Below are 16,174 nucleotides of genomic sequence, written 5' to 3' on the forward strand. Positions count from 1 at the left end.
AAAAAAATTGGGTGAGGGTGGGTGGGAAGGGAAGTAAAAGAGCGCTTTACGAAAACGCTCCGCAAAGGTACGGCTGCTTCTACAGGCCGGATTTTTACCGGCTTGCGCGCGGCCTTACTCTTTTTCAACCCCTCCTACCATATTTCCTGCCATTATTTTTCCGCTTACGTCATTTCTATGGCCAACCTTTGGCGCTACAGATATTTCTGAGCTGCTGACCCCTCCGCATCACATGGTTAGGCCCCGCACGCGACCCGCCCCATATTTCGCATTGATTTTGTTAGTTCGAAGAAATCACCTATATACTCCTCAAAATAATGCTACGCCCCTAGCCTACCAGCACTTGCAGCAGCGCCAGCACCGGCAGCACCAGCAAAAAGGCGTCGAAGCGGTCGAGCAGCCCGCCGTGGCCGGGCAAGAACGTGCCCGAATCTTTCACCCCCGCGCTGCGCTTGAGCATCGACTCGGCCAGGTCGCCTAGAGGGCCGAAAATGGCCACCACGCCCGCCGCCACCAGCCGGTGGCTCAGCGGAATGTCGGGCAGAAAGTAGCCCGCCGCCCAACCCGTGGCCAGCGTGAGCAGCGCGCCACCGGCCCAGCCCTCCCAGGTTTTGGCTGGCGAAATACTGGGGGCCAGCTTGTGCTTGCCTAGGTTCTTGCCGGCAAAGTAGGCGCCGGTGTCGGCGGCCCAAATAAGGACGCAGAGGAAAAAGATGCGGCGGGGAGTGTAGCCCTTATCGGTAAACGCAATAACATTGAGGAGCGCCATTGGTAGGCTGACGTACAATAGGCCCATTAGCGTAACCCCGATATTGGCAAAAGGCTGACCGTGATTAGGCCACAGCACTATCTCGCGCAGCAACAGCACCACCAATATTATTAGTCCAAGGCCTATAAACCAAATATTTAGAAAAGAGCCAGCGGCTGAAGCCAATACCTGCACTATGGACTTCGTCTCCATGACAAAGCTCATGGGGGGGTAAATAGTCCAGCCGCTCGGCAAATCGAAGTAGGAGGAACTGCCGTAGGTGAGATGGATAATTGCAAAAGTCAACACCCCCACTACCGCGCCCGCCCAACTAGCCGGCCGGTACCCTTCAGCCCGCATTATCCGGTAAAACTCCTTGAGTATCACGGCCTGTACGGCAGCAAAAAACACCCCGAACGAGATGGGCCCGCCAAAGGTGCAGCTAAAAAGCAGCGCCGCCGCGAGGGCGCCCCAGATAGCCCGCAGGCGCAGGTTGCTAGGTCCCTTTTTGGGCGGCGAGTCGGGTAAAGGAGCAGAGTCGAGGGCTGGGTTCAACGGTGGAAGGGGAATGTTAGCGCAAAGGAGCGGCCGGGTCGGCGGCCACCGCTAGCGGCGGCGCGTCGGCCGCCATGCGCTGGTGCAAGGTGTAGAGAAGCGCGGCGCTGAGCACGGTCGATAGCAGCACCGAAGGCCAAGGCAGCGCTTGGTTAGCGTCGGGGTCGAAGGAGGCGGACAGGTGGCGGTGCTGAGCCAGGTACAGGAGAATGAGTTGAAAGGCATTCTGGGTGAAGTGCGCGGCCATCGGCACCAGGATATTGCCGCTCCACTCGTACAAATACCCTAGGACCAGACCTAGCAAAAAGCGCGGCACAAATCCGAAAAACTGCATGTGCACGGCCGAAAAAAGCGCGGCCGCCAGCCACACACCCACGTGCCGCGAGCCGAACCACCGCACGAGGTTGCGCTGAATGACGCCCCGAAACACCAGCTCCTCGGCCACGGCGGGCGTCACGGCAATCACGAGCAGGCCCACCAGCAGGCGGGCGGGCGACGTGAATTCGGTGAGAAACTTGGTGAGCCCGGCCGCCTGGTCCTCTTTGCTGCGGGCCCACTGCTCGAAGTCGTGCAGGAAAGCCGGGAAGTGCGCGTTCGCATTCCAGGCCACCAGGGCCGACTGCACCGGCACCGACACGATTATCAGCAGCGCCGCGGCGCCCAGCCACCACGCCTGCCCCAGCGGCCGCGGGGCAAAGTAGCGCTCGGCCGGCCGGTTCGCCGCGCGCAGCACCAGCGGCAGCACGGCGGCCCCCAGCCCCAGGCCCGCCAGCGACAGCCCTTGCAGCAGCATCGACACGGCCCAGCCGTGGGGCACGCGCTCGGGGGCCGCCGCCAGCTGGCCAAACTGCGCCACCGACAGCCCAAATACCGAGCTGGCAAGCACCAGGGCCAGTAAACTAGCCAGGCACAGCCCCGCCACGGCCAGCCCCACCAGCAGCAAAATTTGCAAAAGGGGGTGCAGCGAGCGGGTAGGCAAACCTTTCATTAGGGTGAGGGTGTTCAGGAAGGCGTAAATTTGCGCAATAAATTCTCGGTGGGCACTGCCTACCCCGTTCGTCATTACGAGCGCAGCGAAGCAATCGCCCTGAGCGGCTCGTCCTGATGCGATTGCTTCGCTACGCTCGCAATGACAAACGGCTCTATCACCTGCTAAAAACCGACCTATCCCCGTGCCCAACATCCGCAATATCATCCTGCCCGACTTTCCGCTCCTCCTCGCCCCCATGGAGGACGTGAGCGACCCGCCCTTCCGGGCCGTGTGCAAGGCCAATGGCGCCGACCTCATGTACACCGAATTTATTTCGAGTGAGGGCCTGATACGGGCGGCGGCCAAAAGCCGGCAGAAGCTGGATGTATTTGATTACGAGCGCCCCATCGGTATTCAGCTCTTCGGCTCCGACGTGCATACGATGGGCGAGTGCGCGGCCATCAGCACTGAGGCGGGGCCCGATTTGATTGATATCAACTACGGCTGCCCAGTGAAGCAGGTGGCGATGCGCGGCGCGGGCGCGGCCCTGCTGCGCGACATTCCGAAGATGGTGGCCATGACCGCCGCCGTGGTCAAAAACACCCACCTGCCCGTGACCGTGAAAACCCGCCTAGGGTGGGACAACGACACCCTAAACGTGGAAGAGGTGGCCGAGCGCCTGCAAGACGTGGGCATCGAGGCCCTGACCGTGCACGGCCGCACCCGCGTGCAGCTCTACAAGGGCGAAGCCGATTGGCGCCTGATTGCCAAAATCAAGGAAAACCCGCGCATCAAAATCCCGATTTTCGGCAATGGCGACATCGACTCGCCCGAAAAAGCGCTCGAATACAAAACCCGCTACGGCGTGGACGGCGTCATGATTGGCCGCGCCGCCATCGGCTACCCCTGGATTTTTCGGGAGGTGAAGCACTTCGTGGCCACCGGCCAAAAGCTGGCCCCGCCCACCCTAGAAGAGCGCATTGCCATGTGCAAGATGCACTTCGACAAAAGCCTGGAGTGGAAAGGCCCGAAAGCCGGCATCTTTGAGATGCGCCGCCACTACGCGCATTATTTCCGCGGCCTCGAAGGCGCCAAGCAGTGGCGCACCCGCCTGGTAGATGCAGAAAACGGCCCAGACGTGTACGCGATTTTGGAAGAAATTGCGGCCAGCGACGCCGTATTAGTGGGCTAGCCCGCTCGGCTGGTACCTAGGCCGAAAGCCGCCCCTCGGGGCGGCTTTATTTTTTAGGGCGCCGCGCTTCTTGCCGCCGCATGGGCATTTTGTCAACCGTGCCGAAGAGGTCGGCCACGGGTAGCGGCTGGGTTTCGGTGCGCTTCACGCCGCCGTCTTTGCCAATGAGCACCACCGAAAACCCGGTGAGCGACTGCTTCAACTCCCGCGTCCAGTACTGGCGGTCGGCGGCCGAAAGCTGGTCGTAGGGCAGCTCCAGCACCACTAAGTCGCGCTCCTGAAGCTGGCCAGGCACGGCGGCGAGCAGTTTTTGCTGCCGCTGAAAATCGGCCTGCCCGGCCGTGGGCGCACCGATGAGCAGGACGCGTTTTTGCCAGTGGCTGGCGCGCAGTTGCTGCGCCAGGCCAGGGCGCGGCGTCTGGGCCACACCTAGGGCGGCCGCTAGCACCAATCCGACTAGCGGCAATAGTTTGGTCATGTTCATATACTCGCTTCCTACTCGGGTTGCGGGCGCCGAGTTGCCGGGGGCGGCGAGCGGCCGGGCGGCAGCCTCTTAGGGCGGCGTAATTTTGCCGCATGCCTCCCTTCGCCTCGCCTGCCTTACCTACTCAGCCTACCCCGGTCCCGCTCGATGCTACGGCCCCGCCCGCCGTGGCCGCCACGCCCGAGGTACTGCCCGCGCCGGCCGCGCCTAGCATACCGCCCTCGGCCTGGGGGCTACTAGTGGTACTCTCGCTAATTTGGGGCACGTCGTTCATCCTGATGAAGAAGGGATTGGTCGTGTTTTCGGCCATGGAGCTGGGCGCCACGCGGGTGAGCGTGGCGGCGCTGCTACTGCTGCCGTTTGCGGTGCGCGAGCTGGGCCGCGTCGAGCGCAGCCGCCTCAAGTGGCTGGCCCTGAGCGGCACGGTGGGCACGCTCATTCCGGCTTTCTTGTTTGCCTACGCCGAAACGCGGCTGGCCTCGGGGCTGGCGGGCGTGCTCAATGCCCTCACGACGGTATTTGTGCTGCTGATGGGCGCGCTGCTGTTTGGGCAGCGCCTCACGGGGCCGCGGGTGCTGGGCATCGCCCTAGGGCTGCTGGGCACGGTGGTGCTGATGCTGCTGGGCGGCAGCGGCGAGGCCGCCGCCACGCCGGCCGGCGGCGCGAGCAATGCCTGGTACGGCCTCTACATTGTGGCGGCCACGGTGGGCTACGGCCTCAGCGTCAATGTTATCAAGCACCGCCTGCACGCCATGACGCCGGTGGCCGTCACGTCTTTGCTGCTGCTGCTAATTGGGGGGCCGGCGCTGGCTTACCTGCTCCTAGGTACTGGTTTTGTGCACAAGCTGGCCACGGTGCCGGGCGCCTGGGCGGCGTTTGGCTACATTGCGCTGCTGGCTACGCTAAGCACGGCCGTGGCTACGGTGCTCTTCAACATGCTGATTCAGCGCTCTACCGCGCTGTTTGCCTCGTCCAGCACCTACCTCATCCCCATCGTGGCCCTAGGTTGGGGCGCGCTCGACGGCGAGGCCTTTAACCTCTGGCACGCGCTGGGCATGGCCATTATTCTGGCGGGCGTATTTGTCATCCACCGGGCACGATAATCAATTATCAAGGAGCAATTAACAAGTAGCAGCCGCAATGAACGAGCTGCTACTTGTTAATTGCTCCTTGATAATTGAAAAAATATGGCCACTGCTGAAAGCGTTGCGCCAGGCCCGCCTGCCGGGCCTGGCCGCCCACGTAGGCCAGAATGCGGCCTAGCTCAGCGGCGTCGGCCACGGGATAGTCAAACCAGCCGACCTGCCAGAACGGGGCTTCGGGCGGTAGCCTAGGGCGCACCAGGCGGCGGCACAGCTGCTCGGTGCGCTGGTGCAGCAGGTCGATGGCCGGCGCAAAGGAGAGCCGACTACCGGCCGGCAAATGCAGCACCAGGTGCGCGTGGTTGGGCAAGATGGCGAAGCCGTGGACCACGAAGCCGGTTTCCTCCAGCATCATGATTTCGCCGGCCAGCGCGTCGGCCATTTGCTCGCTTTCGAAGTAGCACTGGCCGATGGGCATGCGGTCGAGCACGGCGTCGAACCTAGCGAAGAAGCTTTTTTGGGCGCGGCGGTGGTCGAGGCCCGCCGCGCGGGCCTCACCTAGGTCAGCTTTGAGCTCGCGGGCGGTGGCGGCTGGGATGGTGCCGTGCAGCCGGAAGGTAAGAAAAGCGGTTTCGCCGGGGGCAGCATGAGCGAAATGTACCACCCAGCTACCGCCGCAGCCGAAACCACTGCGCTACTCGCACCCCGATGAGCAGCGCCAGCAACCCCGGCACCAGTACCAGCAGCACCCAGGTATTGGCCTCATTATAAGACGTGTGGGTGAGGTTGCTGAGATTCACCATAAAATCGCAGCAGTACCAGTAGGCTAGGTGCACGAGCCGCGCCAGCCAGTGAAGCAGCGTGCTCATAAGTGGCTTTTGAGCTGCCGGATGCGGGCCGCATCGCGCAAGACGCCGTACGTCAGCCACATCAGTAAACCCGGAATAAACCCTAGGTAAACGGCCACGTTGACGTCTGCGTACCGCGCCCGGCCGCCCAGCATCAGCCCCCGCACGGTGGCCGCGTACAGTGGCCGCAGCCGGAAGTAAGCCGGGCTATTGGCGCGTGTGGCGTGGCGGCAGCCGTGGGCCGCGCAGTAGCGAGTGCAGCGGGTGGCTACGTAGGCGCGGGTGGGCGGCGGGGAGGTGGCGTTTACCCAGATGCCGAACAGCAGCGGGAGGGTGGCGAGGAAGAGAGTGAGCAGGAAGGGCTTCACTACCCTACCACCGCCTTGTTCAGTTTCGAGTGCTTATGGCCGTAGGTGAAGTAAATACCCAGCCCAATGAGCAGCCAAATCAGGAACATCGTCCAGTTATTAATACCTAGCTGGGTCATCAAATACATGTTCGTCAAAAGCCCTAGCACGGGCAGCAGCGAGAGCTTTTTTCGGAACGTGACGACCATAAGTGCCAGCGAAGCCAGGATGAAGACGAGGTACGGAATCTGGTGGCGAAACACGCCGTAGTAGCCGGCCTGGGTGCGGCGGGCGGTGGTACCATCCACGTCCTCGATGAGGCGGGTCAGCATATCGTGGTCGTAGTGCCAGAGCAGGTAGCCGGCCCCTACCAGCAGCAGCGGCACCAGCCAGCGCCCGCTGATGTAGGGCACCGTGAAGCGGGCGTCCGACTTGCCGTAGGGGTCGATGATGAGGATGCCGCCGCAGACGAGCGCAAAGGCGAACAGCGTGCCGATGCTGGTGAGGTCAACCACCAAATCCATGTTCAGAAACAAGGCCGGCACGCCCACGAAAATGCCCGTGACGATGGTGCTAAACGAAGGCGTGTGAAACTTGGGGTGCACCTTGGCAAACACGGGCGGCAGCAGACCATCGCGGCTCATGGTGAGCCAGATGCGCGGCTGGCCCAGCTGAAACACCAGCAGCACCGAGGCCATGGCAAACACCGCGCTCACGGCCACCAGGGCCGAGAGCTTGGGCAGGCCCACCTTGGCGAATACGAAGGAGAGCGGGTCGCCCACGCCCAGCTCCTTGTAGCTCACCATCCCGGTGAGGACCAGCGTGATAATAACGTAGAGCACCGTGCAAATGATGAGCGCGTACATCATGGCCTTGGGTAGGTCGCGCTGGGGGTTTTTGCACTCCTCGGCGGTAGTCGAGATGGCGTCGAAGCCAATGTAGGCGAAAAACACGGCCGACACGCCCTTGAGCACCCCGCCAATGCCGTGCGGCGCGAAGGGCGACCAGTTGGCGGGCTTCACGTAGAACGCGCCCACCACAATCACCACGCCCACAATTATCAACTTCAACACCACCAGTAGGTTACTGGCATTTTTGCTTTCCTTGATGCCCACGTACACCAACGCCGTGATGGCCACCGTGATGAGAAAGGCCGGTAAATCGACCACCAGCCGCCAACCGCCAAACAGCTCGGGGGCCTGGGCCCAGGCGGTGTAGGCTTCGAGCTGGGCGGGCGTGGCGGCGGCCAGCGGCTGGCCGGTTTGCATGAGGGCCATCACGGCCTCGTAGCCGGCGTGGGCGCTTTGGGTGCCCATGATGAGCCAGCGCGGCATGTGCAGCCCTACGCTGTCGAGCAGTCCGGTGAAATAGTCACTCCACGAAATGGCTACTACGATGTTGCCCACCGCGTATTCCATGATGAGCGCCCAGCCGATAATCCAGGCCGCGAGCTCGCCAAACGAGGTGTAGGCGTAGGTATAGGCCGAGCCGCTGACCGGAATGGTAGCCGCGAACTGCGCGTAGCACAGCGCCGAAAACGCGCAGGCAATCGCCGTAAACACGAACAGCAGCGACACCGCCGGCCCGCCGTTCAGGCTAGCCTGGCCAATGGTGCTGAAGATACCGGCCCCGATGATGGCCGCAATGCCCAGCCCGGTGAGGTCGCGCACGGTGAGGTGGCGGGCCAGGCCGCCGCCAGAGCCGCCGTGGCCCTCGGCATCGGCGGGCGGGTTGGCAAGGATGGCCGCGATGGTTTTGCGGCGAAAGAGCGAGGAATTAGTGGGGGGCATTCGGCCAGCGAGAAATTAGGCGCGCAAAATAGCAAACGGCCAAGTTACGGCGGGGCCGTGTGCAATCGGGCGCGGGCCGGCATCGGAGGAAAAAGCAGTTGTTATATTTCGCTCTATGGCTCAGCATTCTGCTTCCGTTCATATTCCTAGCCCCTGCGCCGCAAGCTGGGCCGCCATGACGCCCACCGCCGCCGGCCGCCACTGCGCCGCCTGCCGCACCGAAGTGGTTGATTTCACAGCGATGAGCGAAGCTGAGCTACTAGCTTATCTGACAGCCCGCACCGGCCAGCAACTATGCGGGCGCATGGCGGCACCCGCAGCGGCCTCCGGCCCCAGCAAGTGGCAGGCGAAACCCTTGCGCTGGCTGCTGGCGGTAGCGGCATTATGCGGCTGGCAGGCCGCGCCCGCCGCGGGGCTACCGCCGCAAATAATACCCGGTGGAAGCTCCTTGCTAAAGCCCGCCATAAAAGCTACCATCACTACGCGGGGCGTAGTGATGGACGACCTGTACAACATACCGGTGGAAGGAGCCTACGTGTTCATTAAGGGCACAAAATATGGTGCGGTGACGGATGCGGGCGGAAATTTTACCTTACTACTGCTAGCCGACTGGCCCCCAATCAAAGGAGGCGTGCTAACGTTACTTATAACAAGCAACCCGTTTAGCTTTCTGGCTAAGACAGTAAAGGTCAACCTTCGGAATAATGCCGGCCCGGCGCGGCTTACTATTCGCCTGCTCTCGCCGCCCGAGCGCGGCACAGTGATGGGTAAACCGGTGCTGGTTAGCCCGCCAGCTACCCTTCCTACCCCTCGGAAAACCTACCGGTAGCCCAAACTTTTCTGCCCTCAAATCCCTTTTCCAGGGGTATGATGCGATTATCCTTTGCGCTGCTGCTAACGCTGCTTTTTACCGCTTGCTCCACTTTTAAGCCGGTCCCGACCACCCGCTTCAACCCCACTGCCACCCGCGCCGAGCTGCCCCATGAGGAAGCTGTGCACCCCAAAAACTCGCTCGAGTGGTGGTACCTCACCGGCCACCTGCGCGACCAGGCCACCGGCGAGGACTTCGGCATCGAGTACGTCTTTTTTCACTTCAATCTGAAGGACGGCAAGGACGACTACCAGATGGTAAACGTGGCCATTACCGACCCCAAGGGCCAGAAATTCAACTACGACTACAAGCTGGGCAAGCTGCCGCGCCTGCTCACCGACTCGCTGCCCGTGCGCCTGCGCGAGCACAAGGATGGCCAGGTCTGGACCTTCAACGGCCAGGAGGGCAAGTACCAGTTTGCAGCCGCCCTCACCGGCAAAAACAACGCTGGCTACGCCCTCAACCTTAGCACCACGCCCACCAAGCCCGTGCTGCTACACGGCGGCACCGGCTACGAAAACTACGGCCAGGGCATCACGGCGGGCTACTACAGCTACCCGCGCCTGGCCACCACTGGCACGCTCACCGTGGGCGGCAAAACCCACCAGGTAACCGGCGAGCTCTGGTACGACCGCCAGTGGAACTGCACCAGCATCGTGAGCAAGGGCGTGGGCTGGGACTGGCTCAGCATTCAGCTCGACCAGCCCCGCGAGGAGCTGATGCTGAACACGCTGCGCAACAGCGAAACCGGCCAGAGCCTCAACAACGGCTCATTTTTCAGCGCCAGCAATGAGAATATCCACCTAGGCGGCCCCGACTTCACGCTGACGCCCCTCACCTACTGGACCAGCCCTAAGTCGAAGAAAAAGTACCCCGCCAAGTGGCGCGTGCAGGTGCCCGCCCAGGGCTACGACCTGGTGGTGGAGCCCCTGGTGCCGCAGCAAGAGCTGGCGCTGAATTTTTTCCACGCCTTCACCATGTACTACTGGGAAGGCATGTGCAAGGTCACGGGCACCCACAATGGCCAGCCCGTGACGGGCAAGGCCTACGTGGAGATTACCAATAAGTAGGCTGGCCAGTAGCCTGGGATTTTAGTCCGGCGCCCCAGCGCGGTAGCGGGTAGCTAGCTTCGCGTACCAAACGCCCGCGCTACGGCGGGCCAAACCATTCTCTTGCCTTTTAGTATATAAACCATGCTTAAACGCGATTTTATCAAGAACGCCGCGGCGTTCGCGCTCAGCGCCCTCGTTAGCCCCGCCGTGCTGGCCCGGGCCCAGGAAGACCGTTTTCTGCGCGATGCCCGCGCGATGCCCATGGCCGACGGCCCCTTTACGCTGCCGCCGCTGCCCTACGCCTTCAATGCGCTGGAGCCGCACATCGACGCCCGCACGATGGAAATCCACCACGATGCGCACCACAAAACCTACGTCTCGAAGCTGAACGAGGCCGTAGCCGGCAAGCCCGAGGAAAAGCTGCCGCTGGCCGACCTGCTGGCCACCGCCAGCAAGCAGCCCGACGCCATCCGCAACAACGCGGGCGGCCACTACAACCACTCGATGTTCTGGACGCTGCTGGCCCAGAAGGGCGGCGGGCAGCCTACCGGCGCGCTGGCCGCGGCCATCACCAAGGACTTCGGCTCGTTCGATAAGTTCAAGGAAGAATTTGCCAAAGCCGCCACCACGCGCTTCGGCTCGGGCTGGGCCTGGCTGAGCGCGGACAAAGCCGGCAAGCTCTTCATTTCGAGCACCCCCAACCAGGACAACCCGCTCATGGACCTGCCCGGCATCCAGCGCGGCACGCCCGTGCTGGGCCTCGACGTGTGGGAGCACGCCTACTACCTCAAGTACCAAAACAAGCGCCCTGACTACGTAGCCGCCTTCTGGAACGTGGTGAACTGGCCCGAGGCCGACCGCCGCTTCGCCACGGCGAAGAAAAGCTAACCTAGGTGAGAAAGTAAGAAGCTGAGGGGGTGAGAAAGTAAGCCGTTGAGCCACTTTCTCACCCCCTCAGCTTTTTGCCTTCTCACCCAAAGCTACCCCACCAGCCACCCGGCCGCCAGCGCCGCGCCAATGATGACCACGCCCGGCACACGCTCCCAAAGCAGCACCAAAAAGGTGAGGCCCACCAGCAGCGGGTTAAGGGGCAAGGGCCAGCCGGGCGGGCAGCCGGGCAGGTCGAGCAGGCGGTCGGGCAGCGGGTGGTAGAGCAATAGCGCGGCCGCGCACACTAGGCCAGCGCTCACGGCGTTTACGCCTTCCAGCGAGGCTTTTACCACGCGGTACTGGCGCAGGCCATCCCAGAAGCGGATGGCGAAGAATATCAGAAACAAACCGGGCAGGAAGATACCTAGGGCCCCTACCAGCGCCCCCACCAGCTGCCCACCCACGCCGAGGCCAGTGGGCCGCATGGCCAGCACGCCGATGTAGGAGGCGAAGGCAAAATTGGGCCCCGGCAGCGCCTGCACCATCCCGAGGCCCGAGAGAAACTCGGCGCTCGTGAGGTAGTGCTTAAACTCGACAAACTCGGCAAACAAGAGCGGCGCCAGCACCTGCCCGCCGCCGAAAACCAGCGAGCCGTTGCGGTAGAAATTCTCGAACAGGCGCACCGGCAGCCAATCGGTGTAGTGGCCCAGCAGCGCCGCCCCCAGGAAGATGCCCAGCCAGAGCCCAAAATTGGCCCACTCCACGCGCAGGGGCTTTTTATCCTGCACCACGGCGTGCTTGCGGTAGCGCAGCGTAGTCACGCTGCCGCCCGCCAGCAGCAGCACCGGCAGCACCCACGGCAGCTGAAAAAAGTAGGCCACCATGGCAGCGGCCACCATCAGGGCCACTGAGGTTTTGGTGTGAATAACCTTCTCGGCAATGCGGTAGGCCGAAAACGCCACGAAGCCCACCGCCACCGGCTGCACAAACTGCACCACTTGCGCCGTGCGCCCGCCATCGACGTGGCTGAGCAGCAGGCCCGCCACAGTCATAATCAACACCGCCGGCAAGCACCAGATAATCAGGGTCAGATACGCCAGGTTGGGCCCGCCCAGCCGCAGGCCGATGGCCGTAATAGTTTGGGTAGACGTGGGGCCGGGCAGCAGGGCGCACAGGGCTTGCAGCTCTAGCAGCTCGGCGGCGGTGAGGTAGCGACGCTTGGCCACGAGCAGGCGCAGCATCATGGCCAAGTGGGCCTGCGGGCCGCCAAAGGCGGTGCAGGCCAGCCCGGCCACGTCTTTAAGAAAGATGAAGTTGCGCGTGCGGCGCATTCGGCGGCCCGCCCGCCGCAGCGGGGCTAGGGGCACGGGCGAAGTAGCACGAACGGAAGAATCAGAAAGCACGAATCGGTGGGAGTTACCTACGCCGAAGATAGGGCAGGCGGCCCTTTAATTCCGTCAGGCTGAACGCAGTGAAGCATCTCGCGGGCTGCAGTAATCAGTGTGAAGAGGCTTACTGTACTCCGCGAGATGCTTGACTGCGCTCAGCCTGACGAAAAATTGCTAGCAATTGACCAGTAGATAATTATTGGATAAACACCGGCCGAATCAGATTTTCAAACGTAAAAATCTCGTCCCACTTGGCCTGGGTGAGCAAGCCGCGCTCGGTAACGGCGATGTCGTGGACCGACTTGCCGGTTTGCAGCGCCTCCTTGGCTATGCTGGCCGAGGCCTCGTAGCCCAGCACGGGGTTAAGCTGCGTTACGATACCGATGCTGTTGTAGACCATGTTGGCCGCGTGCGCGGCATTGGCCGTGATGCCGAGCACGCACTTGTCGCGCAGGGTGTGGCAGGCATTAGTGAGGTAGGTGATGCTGGTGAAGAGCGCGAACGAGATAACCGGCTCCATCACGTTGAGCTGGAGCTGGCCGGCCTCGGCGGCCATCGTCACCGTCAGGTCGGCGCCGGCCACGTAGAAGGCCGTTTGGTTGACCACCTCCGGAATTACAGGGTTCACCTTGCCGGGCATAATGCTGGAGCCAGGCTGCAAGGCGGGCAGGTTTATCTCGTTGAGGCCGGTGCGGGGGCCGCTGCTGAGCAGGCGTAGGTCGTTGCAGATTTTGCTCAGCTTCACGGCCGTGCGCTTAAGCACGCCCGAGAGCTGCACGTAGGCACCAGTGTCGTAGGTGGCTTCGATGAGGTCGCCGGCCAGCAGCAGGTCTAGGCCGGTGACCTGGCGCAGGTGCTGGGTCACGAGGCCAGCGTAGCCGGGCGGCGTGTTTACGCCGGTGCCGATGGCGGTGGCGCCCATGTTGATTTCGGAGATGAGCCGGCGCGAGTCGTCGATGCGCAGCAGCTCCTCGCGCAGGTTGGTGGCAAAGGCGTGAAACTCGTCGCCCATGCTCATGGGCACGGCGTCTTGCAGCTGGGTGCGGCCCATTTTGAGCACGTTTTTGAACTCCTCGCCCTTCTGGGCAAACGCGTCGGCGAGGGCACCTAGGGCCTGGCGGTAGCCCACGAGCTTGTTATTGAGCGCGATGCGGAAGGCCGTGGGGTAGGCATCGTTCGTTGATTGCGAACAATTTACGTGGTTGTTGGGGTGGCAGTAGTCGTACTCGCCTTTTTGGTGACCTAGGATTTCCAGCGCCACGTTGGCAATCACCTCATTGGCATTCATGTTCACGGATGTGCCCGCGCCGCCCTGTATCATGTCGGTCAGAAACTGGCCGTCGAACTCGCCGCTCGCCACCCGGTCGCAGGCCGCTACTATGGCATCGGCAATGTCAGTGGGCAGCACGCCCAGCTCTTTATTGGCCAGGGCCGCGCCCTTTTTCACGTAAGCCAGCGCCTGCACAAACAGCGGCTCAGACTTTATCGGGATGCCCGTGATGGCGAAGTTTTCCATCGCCCGCAGGGTCTGAATACCGTAATAAACGTCGGCGGGAATTAGGCGCTCGCCTAGGAAATCGTGTTCGGGGCGGGTGGTCATAAGGTGGATAATGTTGCGCGAACTTTGTAGTCCGCGAATGAACGGAACCAGTATCTACGTCGCTCAGGCGCATTTTGACGAGGTTGTTCGCTACAGTCGCACGCGGACTGCAAAGTCCGCGCAACAAAAAAGCGGCTGACCCAATTAGGCCAGCCGCTTTTTTCATAACTCCTAGGTGCTTACTTCTTCTTCAACCCCAGCTCGATGAGCCGCTCGTTCAAGAACTCGCCGGCCGTGATATCGGCTTCCTTCTTGGGGTTGTCAGCCGTAACCAAATGAGGGAGAGCCGCCAGGCTCATTTCCGAGCGCGGGTGCATGAAGAACGGGATGCTGTAGCGCGAGGTGTTCATCTTCTCGCGGGCGGGGTTCACCACACGGTGGATGGTGCTGCGCAGCACGCCGTTGGTGAGGCGCTGGAGCATGTCGCCCACGTTCACCACAATCTGGTCGGGCAGGGCCGTAATGGCAATCCACTGGCCGTCGCGGCGCTTCACTTGCAGGCCATCGGCGCTGGCGCCCATCAGCAGCGTGATGAGGTTGATGTCGCCGTGCTCGGCGGCGCGCACCGCGTCGGCGGGCACGGCGTCGGGGTCTTCGATGGGGAAGTAGTGGATGGGGCGCAGGATGCTGTTACCATTCACGACTTTGTCGTCAAAGTAATTTTCGGGCAGCTCGAGATACAGCGCAATGGCGCGCAGCACGTCCTTGCCGGCACTCTCTAGGGTGCGGTAGGCCTTCATGGTGCTCTGCGCAAAGCGGGGCACCTCGTTGGGCCAGATGTTGGCGGGGTATTGGTCCTTCACCGGGTCGTCGCCCTCGACCTCCTGGCCCACGTGAAAAAACTCTTTCAGGTCGCCGGTATTGCGGCCCTTGGCGTGCTCCTTACCCTTGCTGATGTAGCCGCGCTGGCCAGCCAGCTCGGGCACTTCGTAGGCTTGCTTGGCCTGGTCGGGCAGCTGGAAAAACTCCTGCACGTCGCCGTACAGGGCCTTAGTTTGCTCCTCGTTGAGGCCGTGGTTTTTGAGGGCGATGAAGCCGATGCTCTGGTAAGCTTCGCCTAGCTCCTTGACGAACTGGGCTTTGCGCGCGGGGTCGCCCGAACGGAAGTCGGCGAGGTCGAGCGAGGGAATGTGGTCAGGCAGGTTATCAGCCATAACGTTGGGAATGGTTAGGGGTTAATTGCTGATTGATGACTGCCACTACTGGTAGCGGGGGCCTCGGCAGCCGAAACTGCGTGCGTATTTGGCCATGAGGCCACCCAGCTAGCAGCAACCAGTAGTTGCTTGATACAAAGTTACGGCAAAACCCTAAGGCGGGTTAGTGCCGTACTGTGCGGGTTACATCTATCCGTTTTCACCTACGCTTTCACCTCATGAAGTTCGTTCTAAACCCGTTTGGCGGCACGCTGGCCGTGGCCGCCGCCCTGGCCCTAGGTAGCTGCAGCGCCTCCCAACAGACCGAATCGGCCACCACCAGCCCCGCCGACCGCCCCACCGCCCTGGGCGCCCAAACGACCACCAACTCAGTAGCTGGCGAGGCGCAGTCGAAAAACGGCATCACACTCACGCCCTACAACGACTCGCCCAGGTTTCCGGACGCGCAACTGCGGCTCAATACGCCGGTGGCGGGCTCCACGGTGCCCAATCCGGTGCCGTTTTCCTACGACCTAACCAATTTTCAGCTGACCAAGATGACGGGCGGCGAGCACGCCACGCACATGGCCAACTCGATGAAAGGCCAGCACCTTCACCTCATCATCGACAACCAGCCCTACATCGCCAAGTACGAAACCAAGTTTACGCAGGACATGGCACCCGGCTCCCACGTGGTGCTGTCGTTCTTGTCGCGCTCGTACCACGAAAGCCTCAAGCACCTAGGCGCCTACGATTTGCGCGTGGTCACGGCCGGCACCGCCACCGATACCACGCAGCAGAAGTTCGACCTGAAGGCCCCTACCCTCTTCTACAGCCGCCCCAAGGACACCTACGCGGGCGCCGATGCCAAGAAGATAATGTTGGACTTCTACCTCGTCAACACTACGCTTTCGGCCAACGGCAACAAGGTGCGCGCCACCATCAACGGCACCGAATTTATGCTCGACCAGTGGATGCCTTACATGATGGAGGGCCTGCCCGCTGGCCAAGCCACCATCAAACTGGAGCTGGTAGACAGCGGCGGCACGCTGATTCCCGGACCCTATAACTCGGTGACGCGCACGATTACGGTGCAGCCATAAAGTCCTGGTTATCCCTCAGCAAGGATGCCAGCTAACAACGTCCGTCATGCTCATCTGGCGGCCACGCAGTGAAGCATCTCTACCGCACTTTTCAACGAGGTGGTAGAGATGCTTCACTGCGTGGCCGCCAGATGAGCATGA

16 protein-coding genes are annotated in these 16,174 nt (G+C 62.2%); 6 read left to right on the top strand and 10 right to left on the bottom strand.

Annotated elements, in window-relative coordinates:
- Positions 1 to 328: 328 nt before the first annotated feature.
- Positions 329 to 1,303, bottom strand: a complete 975-nt coding sequence (locus tag ACFSDX_RS16115; protein ID WP_382315328.1) for a phosphatidate cytidylyltransferase — start codon at positions 1,301 to 1,303, stop codon at positions 329 to 331.
- Positions 1,304 to 1,319: 16 nt separating this feature from the next.
- Positions 1,320 to 2,291 carry a CPBP family intramembrane glutamic endopeptidase gene (locus tag ACFSDX_RS16120; protein ID WP_382315330.1) on the bottom strand — a complete coding sequence of 324 codons (972 nt, stop codon included), beginning with the start codon at positions 2,289 to 2,291 and terminating at the stop codon, positions 1,320 to 1,322.
- A 184-nt stretch (positions 2,292 to 2,475) separates the two neighbouring features.
- Between ACFSDX_RS16120 and dusB the strand changes: the two genes are divergently transcribed.
- Positions 2,476 to 3,465, top strand: a complete 990-nt coding sequence (gene dusB / locus ACFSDX_RS16125; protein WP_382315332.1) for a tRNA dihydrouridine synthase DusB — start codon at positions 2,476 to 2,478, stop codon at positions 3,463 to 3,465.
- Positions 3,466 to 3,511: 46 nt separating this feature from the next.
- Here dusB and ACFSDX_RS16130 read toward each other — a convergent pair whose 3' ends face one another.
- A complete protein-coding gene (locus ACFSDX_RS16130) occupies positions 3,512 to 3,943 on the bottom strand; it encodes a DUF4174 domain-containing protein (RefSeq protein ID WP_382315334.1) in 432 nt (143 codons plus the stop codon).
- A 98-nt stretch (positions 3,944 to 4,041) separates the two neighbouring features.
- Between ACFSDX_RS16130 and ACFSDX_RS16135 the strand changes: the two genes are divergently transcribed.
- Positions 4,042 to 5,052 (top strand): DMT family transporter, encoded by a 1,011-nt coding sequence (locus ACFSDX_RS16135; protein ID WP_382315336.1) that lies wholly within the window; start codon positions 4,042 to 4,044, stop codon positions 5,050 to 5,052.
- A 49-nt stretch (positions 5,053 to 5,101) separates the two neighbouring features.
- Here the strand turns inward: ACFSDX_RS16135 and ACFSDX_RS16140 are convergent, their stop codons facing one another.
- The 4 genes from ACFSDX_RS16140 to ACFSDX_RS16155 are packed head-to-tail and all read right to left on the bottom strand — an operon-like array spanning position 5,102 to position 8,016.
- A complete protein-coding gene (locus tag ACFSDX_RS16140) occupies positions 5,102 to 5,695 on the bottom strand; it encodes a hypothetical protein (protein WP_382315338.1) in 594 nt (197 codons plus the stop codon).
- A 4-nt stretch (positions 5,696 to 5,699) separates the two neighbouring features.
- Positions 5,700 to 5,900: a hypothetical protein gene (locus ACFSDX_RS16145; protein ID WP_382315340.1), complete on the bottom strand. Its 201-nt coding sequence runs from the start codon at positions 5,898 to 5,900 to the stop codon at positions 5,700 to 5,702.
- A complete protein-coding gene (locus ACFSDX_RS16150) occupies positions 5,897 to 6,247 on the bottom strand; it encodes a hypothetical protein (RefSeq protein WP_382315342.1) in 351 nt (116 codons plus the stop codon). Before ACFSDX_RS16150 ends, ACFSDX_RS16145 begins: the two co-directional genes overlap by 4 nt.
- Entirely contained in the window at positions 6,247 to 8,016 is a 1,770-nt protein-coding gene (locus tag ACFSDX_RS16155; RefSeq protein ID WP_382315344.1) for an amino acid permease, read from the bottom strand. The genes ACFSDX_RS16150 and ACFSDX_RS16155 overlap by 1 nt, the downstream gene beginning before the upstream one ends.
- A 115-nt stretch (positions 8,017 to 8,131) precedes the next feature.
- Here ACFSDX_RS16155 and ACFSDX_RS16160 point away from each other — a divergent pair, with 115 nt between their 5' ends.
- From ACFSDX_RS16160 to ACFSDX_RS16170, 3 genes are all read left to right on the top strand, one after another.
- Positions 8,132 to 8,845, top strand: a complete 714-nt coding sequence (locus ACFSDX_RS16160) for a peptidase associated/transthyretin-like domain-containing protein (protein WP_382315346.1) — start codon at positions 8,132 to 8,134, stop codon at positions 8,843 to 8,845.
- 38 nt (positions 8,846 to 8,883) lie between these two features.
- Positions 8,884 to 9,957: a lipocalin family protein gene (locus tag ACFSDX_RS16165; protein ID WP_382315348.1), complete on the top strand. Its 1,074-nt coding sequence runs from the start codon at positions 8,884 to 8,886 to the stop codon at positions 9,955 to 9,957.
- Positions 9,958 to 10,200: 243 nt separating this feature from the next.
- Positions 10,201 to 10,827 carry a superoxide dismutase gene (locus ACFSDX_RS16170; RefSeq protein ID WP_382315477.1) on the top strand — a complete coding sequence of 209 codons (627 nt, stop codon included), beginning with the start codon at positions 10,201 to 10,203 and terminating at the stop codon, positions 10,825 to 10,827.
- A 92-nt stretch (positions 10,828 to 10,919) separates the two neighbouring features.
- Here the strand turns inward: ACFSDX_RS16170 and chrA are convergent, their stop codons facing one another.
- The 3 genes from chrA to ACFSDX_RS16185 form a co-directional block, all read right to left on the bottom strand.
- Complete coding sequence (gene chrA, locus ACFSDX_RS16175) at positions 10,920 to 12,140, bottom strand: chromate efflux transporter (protein ID WP_382315479.1); 1,221 nt, start codon at positions 12,138 to 12,140, stop codon at positions 10,920 to 10,922.
- Between the two features lie 253 nt (positions 12,141 to 12,393).
- Complete coding sequence (aspA, locus tag ACFSDX_RS16180) at positions 12,394 to 13,797, bottom strand: aspartate ammonia-lyase (RefSeq protein WP_382315350.1); 1,404 nt, start codon at positions 13,795 to 13,797, stop codon at positions 12,394 to 12,396.
- Between the two features lie 179 nt (positions 13,798 to 13,976).
- Entirely contained in the window at positions 13,977 to 14,951 is a 975-nt protein-coding gene (locus ACFSDX_RS16185) for an isopenicillin N synthase family dioxygenase (protein ID WP_382315352.1), read from the bottom strand.
- 218 nt (positions 14,952 to 15,169) lie between these two features.
- Here ACFSDX_RS16185 and ACFSDX_RS16190 point away from each other — a divergent pair, with 218 nt between their 5' ends.
- Positions 15,170 to 16,033 (top strand): hypothetical protein, encoded by an 864-nt coding sequence (locus ACFSDX_RS16190; protein WP_382315354.1) that lies wholly within the window; start codon positions 15,170 to 15,172, stop codon positions 16,031 to 16,033.
- The last annotated feature ends 141 nt before the right edge of the window (positions 16,034 to 16,174 follow it).

It is taken from the genome of Hymenobacter bucti (genome assembly GCF_042681145.1).
In the GTDB taxonomy this organism is placed as follows: Bacteria; Bacteroidota; Bacteroidia; order Cytophagales; family Hymenobacteraceae; genus Hymenobacter; species Hymenobacter bucti.

What these genes read in the sequence shown, in the direction of transcription:
- ACFSDX_RS16120 (WP_382315330.1), bottom strand. Translation starts at nt 2,291, where the DNA reads ATGAAAGGTTTGCCTACCCGCTCGCTGCACCCCCTTTTGCAAATTTTG.
- ACFSDX_RS16130 (WP_382315334.1), bottom strand. Translation starts at nt 3,943, where the DNA reads ATGACCAAACTATTGCCGCTAGTCGGATTGGTGCTAGCGGCCGCCCTA.
- ACFSDX_RS16135 (WP_382315336.1), top strand. Translation starts at nt 4,042, where the DNA reads ATGCCTCCCTTCGCCTCGCCTGCCTTACCTACTCAGCCTACCCCGGTC.
- ACFSDX_RS16145 (WP_382315340.1), bottom strand. Translation starts at nt 5,900, where the DNA reads ATGAGCACGCTGCTTCACTGGCTGGCGCGGCTCGTGCACCTAGCCTAC.
- ACFSDX_RS16155 (WP_382315344.1), bottom strand. Translation starts at nt 8,016, where the DNA reads ATGCCCCCCACTAATTCCTCGCTCTTTCGCCGCAAAACCATCGCGGCC.
- ACFSDX_RS16160 (WP_382315346.1), top strand. Translation starts at nt 8,132, where the DNA reads ATGGCTCAGCATTCTGCTTCCGTTCATATTCCTAGCCCCTGCGCCGCA.
- ACFSDX_RS16165 (WP_382315348.1), top strand. Translation starts at nt 8,884, where the DNA reads ATGATGCGATTATCCTTTGCGCTGCTGCTAACGCTGCTTTTTACCGCT.
- ACFSDX_RS16170 (WP_382315477.1), top strand. Translation starts at nt 10,201, where the DNA reads ATGGCCGACGGCCCCTTTACGCTGCCGCCGCTGCCCTACGCCTTCAAT.
- chrA (WP_382315479.1), bottom strand. Translation starts at nt 12,140, where the DNA reads ATGCGCCGCACGCGCAACTTCATCTTTCTTAAAGACGTGGCCGGGCTG.
- aspA (WP_382315350.1), bottom strand. Translation starts at nt 13,797, where the DNA reads ATGACCACCCGCCCCGAACACGATTTCCTAGGCGAGCGCCTAATTCCC.
- ACFSDX_RS16185 (WP_382315352.1), bottom strand. Translation starts at nt 14,951, where the DNA reads ATGGCTGATAACCTGCCTGACCACATTCCCTCGCTCGACCTCGCCGAC.
- ACFSDX_RS16190 (WP_382315354.1), top strand. Translation starts at nt 15,170, where the DNA reads ATGAAGTTCGTTCTAAACCCGTTTGGCGGCACGCTGGCCGTGGCCGCC.